This window comes from Desulfurivibrio nitratireducens (genome assembly GCF_044068515.1).
GTDB lineage: Bacteria > Desulfobacterota > Desulfobulbia > Desulfobulbales > Desulfurivibrionaceae > Desulfurivibrio.
The window spans coordinates 23,287-31,336 of record NZ_JBIPKI010000029.1 but is presented as its reverse complement, the minus strand read 5'-3'; the positions used below and the strand labels follow the sequence as shown (position 1 = coordinate 31,336).

At 55.8% G+C, this 8,050-nt stretch carries 9 protein-coding genes; 3 read left to right on the top strand and 6 right to left on the bottom strand.

What is annotated here, in order from left to right:
- Positions 1-486: 486 nt before the first annotated feature.
- From ACHHTY_RS08315 to ACHHTY_RS08300, 4 genes are all read right to left on the bottom strand, one after another.
- Complete coding sequence (locus tag ACHHTY_RS08315) at positions 487-945, bottom strand: hypothetical protein (protein ID WP_395493643.1); 459 nt, start codon at positions 943-945, stop codon at positions 487-489.
- A gap of 57 nt (positions 946-1,002) precedes the next feature.
- Entirely contained in the window at positions 1,003-1,434 is a 432-nt protein-coding gene (locus tag ACHHTY_RS08310; RefSeq protein WP_395493642.1) for a hypothetical protein, read from the bottom strand.
- 88 nt (positions 1,435-1,522) lie between these two features.
- Positions 1,523-2,287, bottom strand: a complete 765-nt coding sequence (locus ACHHTY_RS08305; protein ID WP_395493641.1) for a DUF1829 domain-containing protein — start codon at positions 2,285-2,287, stop codon at positions 1,523-1,525.
- Positions 2,284-2,727: a DUF6978 family protein gene (locus tag ACHHTY_RS08300; protein ID WP_395493640.1), complete on the bottom strand. Its 444-nt coding sequence runs from the start codon at positions 2,725-2,727 to the stop codon at positions 2,284-2,286. The genes ACHHTY_RS08305 and ACHHTY_RS08300 overlap by 4 nt, the downstream gene beginning before the upstream one ends.
- 555 nt (positions 2,728-3,282) lie before the next feature.
- On the opposite strand from ACHHTY_RS08300, the gene ACHHTY_RS08295 reads away from it, so the two are divergent.
- Positions 3,283-5,112: a L,D-transpeptidase family protein gene (locus tag ACHHTY_RS08295; RefSeq protein WP_395493639.1), complete on the top strand. Its 1,830-nt coding sequence runs from the start codon at positions 3,283-3,285 to the stop codon at positions 5,110-5,112.
- A gap of 187 nt (positions 5,113-5,299) precedes the next feature.
- The gene (locus ACHHTY_RS08290; RefSeq protein WP_395493638.1) at positions 5,300-5,458 is read left to right on the top strand and encodes a YgaP family membrane protein; all 159 of its coding nucleotides are present in this window, start codon (positions 5,300-5,302) and stop codon (positions 5,456-5,458) included.
- Positions 5,459-5,546: 88 nt separating this feature from the next.
- On the opposite strand, the gene ACHHTY_RS08285 is transcribed toward ACHHTY_RS08290, so the two are convergent.
- A complete protein-coding gene (locus ACHHTY_RS08285) occupies positions 5,547-6,530 on the bottom strand; it encodes a cytochrome P450 (RefSeq protein ID WP_395493637.1) in 984 nt (327 codons plus the stop codon).
- Positions 6,531-6,859: 329 nt separating this feature from the next.
- Between ACHHTY_RS08285 and ACHHTY_RS08280 the strand changes: the two genes are divergently transcribed.
- Positions 6,860-7,276 carry a secondary thiamine-phosphate synthase enzyme YjbQ gene (locus ACHHTY_RS08280; protein ID WP_395493636.1) on the top strand — a complete coding sequence of 139 codons (417 nt, stop codon included), beginning with the start codon at positions 6,860-6,862 and terminating at the stop codon, positions 7,274-7,276.
- A 178-nt stretch (positions 7,277-7,454) separates the two neighbouring features.
- Here the strand turns inward: ACHHTY_RS08280 and ACHHTY_RS08275 are convergent, their stop codons facing one another.
- Positions 7,455-7,973 (bottom strand): zinc ribbon-containing (seleno)protein DG, encoded by a 519-nt coding sequence (locus tag ACHHTY_RS08275; protein WP_395493635.1) that lies wholly within the window; start codon positions 7,971-7,973, stop codon positions 7,455-7,457.
- Positions 7,974-8,050: the final 77 nt, after the last annotated feature.

Below are 8,050 nucleotides of genomic sequence, written 5' to 3'. Positions count from 1 at the left end.
TTGGCCACTCTTTGGTTGTGTACCTTTGTTCGTCTGCTTCATCGATACTATTTCCGTGTCCGACTTCCCGGTTACGTACACGCAGGGGGTGCGGCCTCGGCCTTTCCCTGCCGGACCAGGCGCGGGACTACGTTGGTCGCTTCCGGGATCTCCCGGCTTCCGGACAAAGAGCGTGCTGACATGCCTTGGTTATACGACTCCGCGGGTTCACTGAAGCACTTGCGATAGCGCACTCCAGCATGCTGCCTTCCCCATCAGACAACAAGGTCGGCAACCCGGATGAGGTGATTTCGGAGATCAATAGCCCGGCCTGCCAGTACCCCTGTCAACGCTTCGCCGCTCGCCTTACAACGGGCCGACGCATGACTCGGGGCCATGACTGGTCGCTAGCCTTTATCATGCGGGGGACTTACACCCCCTACCCTTTGCCGGCTTTGGCCGGCGCTTTCTGTCTAACCCCATTTTCCCCATTTTTCCTCTTTTGTTTTATTGCTTTTTTCCCAATGAAGGTAGACCTCCCTGCAATGGAAGCCCATGTGGCTTGAACCCCATCTCTTGTGCTACCTGAAGATATGATTTGTATTCGCTTCTAGGAGTTTCTGGCCCCTCTCCAAGGTTAAAACGTAGTTGATTATTCGCTTTCTCAAGTCGTTCGATATATTGCTCTTGTGATGCAAAGATTCCTTGCCACTCCTCTAGTAACTTCAAGAGATCTTCGTTTTCTTTTTTTATTTGACCATATTCTTCGTACGACCTAGCCACTTTTTTGAGGCTTGATGGGAGTATTTCTACTCGTGTTTGTTTATTGGACGAATTTGGTGGCAAACACTCAGTTACTGCGTAAAACGGTATATTGGCAAGAAATGATAAATGTTTTGGTAATGGAATTTTTCTTTTTCCAAATTCGACTTTGAGTGTTCTACGAAGTACTCTTCCTATAGCCATCGCAATACCTCTTTATTGCCCGGCATAACACGGATCAGCGGCCGCTGCACTTGCCGGTTAAGCCATATTGTTTATATAATCATCACAGGCCTTTAAGAACTTCCTAAACCTTTCTCCCATTTCTTTTTTATTTTCGATTAAGTCATTTGTTTGGCTCATCTCGCATGAAGCGACTATCCTACACCAATGCACGGTATCCCTTGCGGCTTGTGCAATTGAAGGATACTTATTAAATTTTCCCACTAATTCATGGTCATTTTCAAAATTTGCAAAGTAAGATTTTTGTTTTTCATCGAAAGCCTTCCAATTGGCAGTCAACTCGAAAAGCATTCCTATTTCATTTTTTAGGGTCTCAATTTCCTCAGTAATTTTCTCTCTTCTAAATCTATTGAACTCTCTTTTTTCGGTAAACTGTGCTATTACCAAATCAAGGACCTTCGTAACTACTAAAGTTGACAGGGCCACTATTAAGGCTTGCCACCAAGTCATTCCATTCCCCTTTGAGGTTATTGAGATACAGGGAAAATGGGGTCAGACACCATTTTTCCGCAAGTCAGAAGCCGCTTAGCAATGACCACTATGCAGCCAGCCTATCCAGCATTTCATCTCGCCTGGTCCAGATCATCGGTGTGATCTCATAATTCTGCAAGGCTTCGATAACGGAAGGAGAAATCTGGCGCCCCTCGTCATTGAGGACAGCAAAGGCGGTTGCCTCCGGGGAGCGGGCTTCGCGGGTATCTAGCCAGGAAAAGGCGGTTGCCTGGGCATAATCCTTGTTCGGATTGTTGATGGCTTTCAAGATTCGCTCCGGCTGTCGTTTCGATTTGGGGACAACGAAATCGAACATGTGGTCATAGCCGCTGCGTCCGGCGAACTTGACCCGTTCGGTGTAGCGGATGTCGTGGCTGTCAAGCCAGAGCGCCACGTCCTCGAAGAAGAAGCTCGCCACGGTCGGAGATGCCAGATAGAAAAGATCGTTGACCGCCAGTATGGCTTGTAACAAGTTGTGCTTGCGCAGTGCGAAGTTCGCCGGGGTGGCCTGGACCTCCAAGGCTTGGCCACGCAGATGAACGCCAAAACCGTTGATGGTCATCTGGAGAAGCTTCTGCCGTTTGGGACTGTCAAGACTACAGCCCGCCTGGATCAGGTCGGTAATGGTATGGCTGTCATCGGTGAGGACGTATTTATCCCCCTCTTGTTTTAAGTAGAGCTGAATGTAGTCATTGTGCCTGTCCAGGTAGGGGGTGGTGATTTCCACCCAATCCTTGTTGATCGCACGCCAAGCTGTCTTGTCCCGGAGCCAGGAATAATAACGGTCGATAAGGCTGGCAACTTGGTTCATGCGAACAGCCCTCTAATAATTTTGGGTTCTTCCACAACATTGCAGTAACGCATGAAGTCCAGCAAGCACTGCCAAGCGTTACCAAGGTCACATAACATCCCATCGGGGACGGGATAAGCCCATTTGTCACCAAACCCCTCGCGATAGAGATGCAGGTGCGGCACCCCGATTTCAGAGTCATCAGGGTTTCGATGCGGCGCCCCGAAGTCGAGTCTCGCCAGCACCACGACCTGCCGGCCTCGTACCTGGTACTTCGTAGTCAAGGCAATCCTTTTGCGGCTGATGTCAAGAGAGAAGGTTTCCCGCTGATTACGTGAAATCAACGGCACCTCCAGATTGCCTCCAAAATCAGGAAAAATCCTTCTTTGGTCATCTGCCGCGACTTTCTCCATTTGCAGCAAGAAATCGGCGTCAGCTTGGGGCATGATAATTTCAGCCAATAGCGGAATTCCTCCGGTTTCAAATTAAATACTCTCTCTGTCCGGCTCTCAACACGGACTCAAGATTGGCGTCGGTGAACAAAAGGCGGTGACCATCGATGATTGGCATCCACTTTCCCCCATCGTGGCGTTTTTCCTAAATAGCACAATGGGCAAGCTAGCCAAACCGGCGGGGGTTGGCAAGCTAAAAAAGGTGCTCTCCGGCGGAGTAGGCCCGAGCTCTATCTCAGCCCCGGCGGGGGTGCGGTAAAACGCTGGCGGCGTTCCGTCAGCAGCCCGATGTAATTGGTCACGTAGGGAGCGCTGACGTCCAGTCCCGAGGCAAGCCGTGAGGCGTTGAGCAAAGTGCCCTGGTTGTGGGCCGGCATCTACTGCAGTTCGGTCCGGTGACCATAAACAGCCCAAGGTTTGTGATACAAACTTGTCGGGGTGCAGTGGGGGACAGGTCCGGGTCCTGCTTATGGCGTCCGCTTTTTTCATTGACAGGCTGACCGGCAGCCCCTGATAATTTAAATAATCGTTTTTTAACGGGTAAATCGCGAGGGGCGATCAATTATGCCGCTTTTTATTGCCAGGGTAGTGAAAAGCAACTTCTTTTCACCATCACCATCCCCTTTACCAGCCTTCGGCGGTGCCGGAGGCGACCAGGGTGGGCGTGAACCGGATAATTCCTTGCTGGTTAAAGAGCTCAAGTTCAAAATGAAAAAACTGTTTCTCCTGATTCTGTTTGTCGGTGCCTGCCTCACCCTTCCCGACCAGGCCTCAGCCCTGTCCGACCAGGGCCGCGAACTTCTCCGCACCAGGATTGAAGAGGCGGGACTTCCTGCGAAGATCCTGGTTGGGGACGAAGAGATATACTCCTCCGTTGTGCTTCCTCGGTTCTATTTCGACCGGACCTTTCAGCTTGCATGGAGCGACGACGACGGCCCCCTTCCCCTGGCAGACGACATGGTTGCCGCGATTCGCGGTGCAAACCGGGAAGGGCTTATTCCGGAAGATTATCACCTCGCTAAGATCGAGGAAACCCTGGGCCGCATCCGGAACACGCGGCAACAGGGTGAACAGCTCAACCCGCTAAGCCTCGTCGACCTCGATCTGCTCCTGACCGATGCCTTTCTGGTCCTTGCTTCCCATTTCCACAGCGGCCGCATCAATCCCGAGACCTTCACCCCCGAGTGGCACCCCAGCAAGCGGGACGCGGATTTCGCCGCCATACTCGGTGAAGCGCTCCAGGAAAACCGCATCGGGGAGACGCTCGAAGGGCTCCTGCCGAAACACCTCGAGTATCTTCGCCTGCGGGAAGCCTTCGCGCGGTACCAAAAGATCAGCGAGGAAGGCGGTTGGCCCGGGGTTCCAGAAGGGCCGACCCTGCGCAAGGGCGACAGCAGTGAACGAGTCATCGCATTGCGTGAGCGGCTCATGCTTGCCGGCGATCTCGCGCCTCATGCTCCCGCTGAAGCGGCCTATTTCGACGCGCTGCTCGAGGACGCGGTAAAGAGCTTTCAGCTCAGGCACAGCCTCGATCCTGATGGAATCGTCGGCCGGGAAACGCTTGCGGACCTCAACGTTTCAATCGAGCAGAGGCTCATACAGTCGATGATCAACCTGGAACGATGGCGCTGGATGCCCGAGTTTGGCACCGAACGATACATCCTGGTCAACATCGCGAACTTCGAACTGAACGTGTTCGAACGAAACGAGCCGGTCATGAACATGCGCGTGATCGTCGGACGCCATTACCGCCAGACCCCCGTTTTCACCGGCACGATGACCTATCTTGTGCTGAACCCCTACTGGAACGTTCCTCCCGGAATTGCGGTAAATGATATTCTCCCGGAAGTGAAAAAAGAGCTAAACTATCTGGCGGAAAACAACATGCGGGTTTTTCAGGGATGGGGCGCGAGCGCGGTCCAGGTCGATCCTGCCACGGTCGATTGGCAAGCGATCACGGCCAGGAATCTGCCGTATCGGTTCCGGCAGGACCCGGGGCCGGACAATGCCCTCGGCCGGGTCAAGTTCATGTTCCCGAACAAGTACCACGTCTACTTGCACGACACGCCTCGACGGGAGCTGTTCTGGAAAGTGGCCAGGGATTTCAGCTCAGGGTGCATAAGGGTTGAAAAACCTTTCGAACTGGCCGAGTACCTCCTTTCAGATCGGCCGGAGTGGACCAGAGAGCGGATCGAGGCGACGATTGCCACCAACGTGGAGAGAACCGTCACCATCAACCGGCCGATACCCGTTCACCTTTCCTATTGGACGGCCTGGGCCGACCAGGACGGCACCATAAATTTCAGGCGCGACATTTACCGGCGCGACGAACGTCTTTACGCGGCCCTGCAGGATCAACCGGTCCCTCCCCTCGCCCCGTCGCCAAAAAACTGACGCGATCAGGTGGGGGACGTTCATAAGATTATAAGATTAGTGCTGCTGAGCGCCTAATCAGTGGCCTGGGGCAGGCGTGCGGCGGAATGGTTCTTGGTTTTTTGCCGGGGCCGGCAAAAGCAAAATCTTGTCACCACCACCCGGCCTTTGAACAACTTCAGGATGTTTTTTCGCAAAGGAGGCGGTTATGAAAAAGAACGTGGGCGGATTGGATAAGACCCTGCGAATAGTGCTGGGGATAGGCTTGGTCCTGGTGGCATTGTTCGCGCCGATCGGCACGGAATGGCGGATCGGCGTGGCCGCGGTGGCTGCCGTCTCCCTGGTTACCGCCTTCACCGGTCTCTGACCTCTCTGGGCGGTGCTCGGGATCAGCACCCACAAAGAGAAAGAGTAAAAATGGGATCAGACACCATTTTCGCTTTGGAGAACACGTTTCACGCTGGGGTCTCTCGCAGTCTTTCCTCGATCAGCACCCGCAGCTCCATGCGGGCCAGGGTCGCGCCGGGACAGGCGTGGATGCCCGCCCCGTAGAGCAGATTGTTACGGGCATCGCGATCGGGGTCAAAGCGTTCAGCATCTTCAAACGCGGCGGGGTCGCGATTGGCCGCGGCCCAATCGATAAGCAGCTTCTGGCCGGCTGGCAGGTCCTCACCCGCGAGCGTGACTGGACAGGCGGTGACACGGCGGTTGTCGGGCAGGGGCGCGCGGAGGCGGAGCAGTTCGTCGGTGAAGGCATTGGTTCGCTCCGGATGCTTGCGCAGCCAGTCTTGCCAGGCGGGTTCGGCCTCCAGAAATTCGAGCACTGTCTCAAACGATTTCGCCATGGTGCCCACCTCGCCGGCGGTCCAGTTGCGCAGGATGCTGACGATTTCAGCGTCAGTGAGCGGCCTGCCCTCCACGCGGTCGTGAAGCAGACGGGCAGTCAAGTCTGCATCCGAGCCATCTCCCCGGGTACGACGTGCCCCCAGTTCCCGGCCCACCAGTTCCGCCAGCACTGCCGCATTTTCGAGCAAGCCTTCCCGGTCTCCAGCGGCCACCGCCGCTTCGTGGGCAAAGAACCAGGTGGACAGGGCCTCGTCCATATCCTCTTTCCAACCCAAAAAATCGCAGAGCAAGCGAACCGCCAGGCGATGGGCGAAACGGGGATCGCGGCGCTGCGGGAGCAGGCGGCGGACGGTTTCCCGGCAGCGCGGTTCAAAAGCATCCACGATTTCCCGGGTGAAATATCGGTCCGTCAGCGCCCGGAAGGCGGTGTGCTCCGGCGGATCCATGCCGTTGGGAATGGCGGGGTGTTTGGCGGACACCGAGCTGCTGAAAAGATCATGCTCCAACAAGGCGCGCATCACATCCGCATGGCGGGTCAGGCGCAGGCTGCCGTCGGCCTCCCGCTGAAAAGGATATGAGTTTTGTGCGTTCATGGGGTCTCCTTCTAAAAAAATGGGGTCAGACACCATTTTCGCCATGGCCCCGTGCAGTGCAGATCCGATGAAAATGAAGAAAATGGTGTCTGACCCCATTTTTCTTGATCATCATGCCTATCGACCTTATTTTGCAAGCTAATTCAATGAAAAATCCTTGACAAGCCATTTTGAGATGAGCTATCAACTTTCGTTTACCATCCTAAAAATGTTTGAGTGCTTCAACCTGCAGGTGCAAGATCTCCACCCGCACCATCCAAAGCACCTCCCTCAAGGACAAGATAATTCCGCTCGACTATTGCGCGCCATAACCCCCAAGGAGTCCAATTATGATCAGCTATCGCCAGGAATTGTGGTTCAACGTGCCCGGACGACGGGCCTTTATCAATATCACCCCCCAGGTGGATGAAGCCTTGCGGACGGCCGGGGTGAAGGAAGGGCTGGTGCTGGTCAATGCCATGCATATCACCGCCTCGGTTTTCATCAATGACGATGAGGCGGGACTTCATCATGATTACGAGGTCTGGCTGGAAAAGCTGGCGCCGCATGAGCCGGTGAACCAGTACCGCCACAACGGCTACGAGGACAACGCCGACGCCCACCTCAAGCGCCAGGTGATGGGCCGGGAAGTGGTGGTGGCGATCACCAACGGCAAGCTGGATCTTGGCCCCTGGGAACAGATCTTCTACGGGGAATTTGACGGCGGCCGCAAGAAACGGGTGCTGGTCAAGATCATCGGGGAATGAAACAGGCAGGATGGGAAGGACGGCGATTCGGCATGGCGGCGGTTTTGGGCGCCTGGCCGGCCCGAACCCGGTGACGGACTGACGCCCCGAGGCCGGCGGCCGGCAACCTAAGGATGTTGGCGCGCGCGCCGGAACCGCCCTGCTTATCGAGGCAGTTCCGGCACGGCCGGGGTGATTTTCAGCCGAAATTGAGGCCGCAGTCCGGGCACTCGCTGGAGGTGGAGGGAAAGCGGTAGCCGCAGGCCGGGCAGATGTTTTCCTCGGCCTCGGGGTTGAAGACGGCGTCGCCGGCCACCATCTGGTGGTCGTCGAGGCGGGTCATCCGCCGGTATTCCTGCTCCACGATCCGGGCCGCGTCGGGGGCGTCGTCCCGGCTGACCTCGAGGAGAAAGCTGGAAGGGCAGCAGCTTTTGCTGCAGGACTTTTCGTCGGCGGTGATCCGGCAGGCGATCCGCTCTTCCTTGAGCAGGGCCTCCAGGTGGCGCAGATCGCCCAAAGGACCGCGCTGGATCAGCACCATATCCTCGCCGCCGGTCAGGGCCCCGGCCCGGCCCAGGCGCCGGGCCGCCTGCTCGCTGACCCGGTTCTGCATCTCTCCGCCGGAAAGCAGAACGACCTCGCAGATCCCGCAGGTCTGGATTTCGGCCCGGAATTCACCGCCGCAAACAGGACAATATTTCAGCATCAGATCGTACATCGCACCAACTCCTTGTTTCAGAGGTCAGATGTCAGAAGACAGAGGACAGAGGGGCTGAAAAAGCTATGGTCCGTCTT

Excerpts from the sequence above, each read along its gene's own strand:
- ACHHTY_RS08315 (WP_395493643.1), bottom strand. The coding sequence starts at position 945 with ATGGCTATAGGAAGAGTACTTCGTAGAACACTCAAAGTCGAATTTGGA.
- ACHHTY_RS08310 (WP_395493642.1), bottom strand. The coding sequence starts at position 1,434 with ATGACTTGGTGGCAAGCCTTAATAGTGGCCCTGTCAACTTTAGTAGTT.
- ACHHTY_RS08305 (WP_395493641.1), bottom strand. The coding sequence starts at position 2,287 with ATGAACCAAGTTGCCAGCCTTATCGACCGTTATTATTCCTGGCTCCGG.
- ACHHTY_RS08295 (WP_395493639.1), top strand. The coding sequence starts at position 3,283 with ATGCCGCTTTTTATTGCCAGGGTAGTGAAAAGCAACTTCTTTTCACCA.
- ACHHTY_RS08290 (WP_395493638.1), top strand. The coding sequence starts at position 5,300 with ATGAAAAAGAACGTGGGCGGATTGGATAAGACCCTGCGAATAGTGCTG.
- ACHHTY_RS08285 (WP_395493637.1), bottom strand. The coding sequence starts at position 6,530 with ATGAACGCACAAAACTCATATCCTTTTCAGCGGGAGGCCGACGGCAGC.
- ACHHTY_RS08280 (WP_395493636.1), top strand. The coding sequence starts at position 6,860 with ATGATCAGCTATCGCCAGGAATTGTGGTTCAACGTGCCCGGACGACGG.
- ACHHTY_RS08275 (WP_395493635.1), bottom strand. The coding sequence starts at position 7,973 with ATGTACGATCTGATGCTGAAATATTGTCCTGTTTGCGGCGGTGAATTC.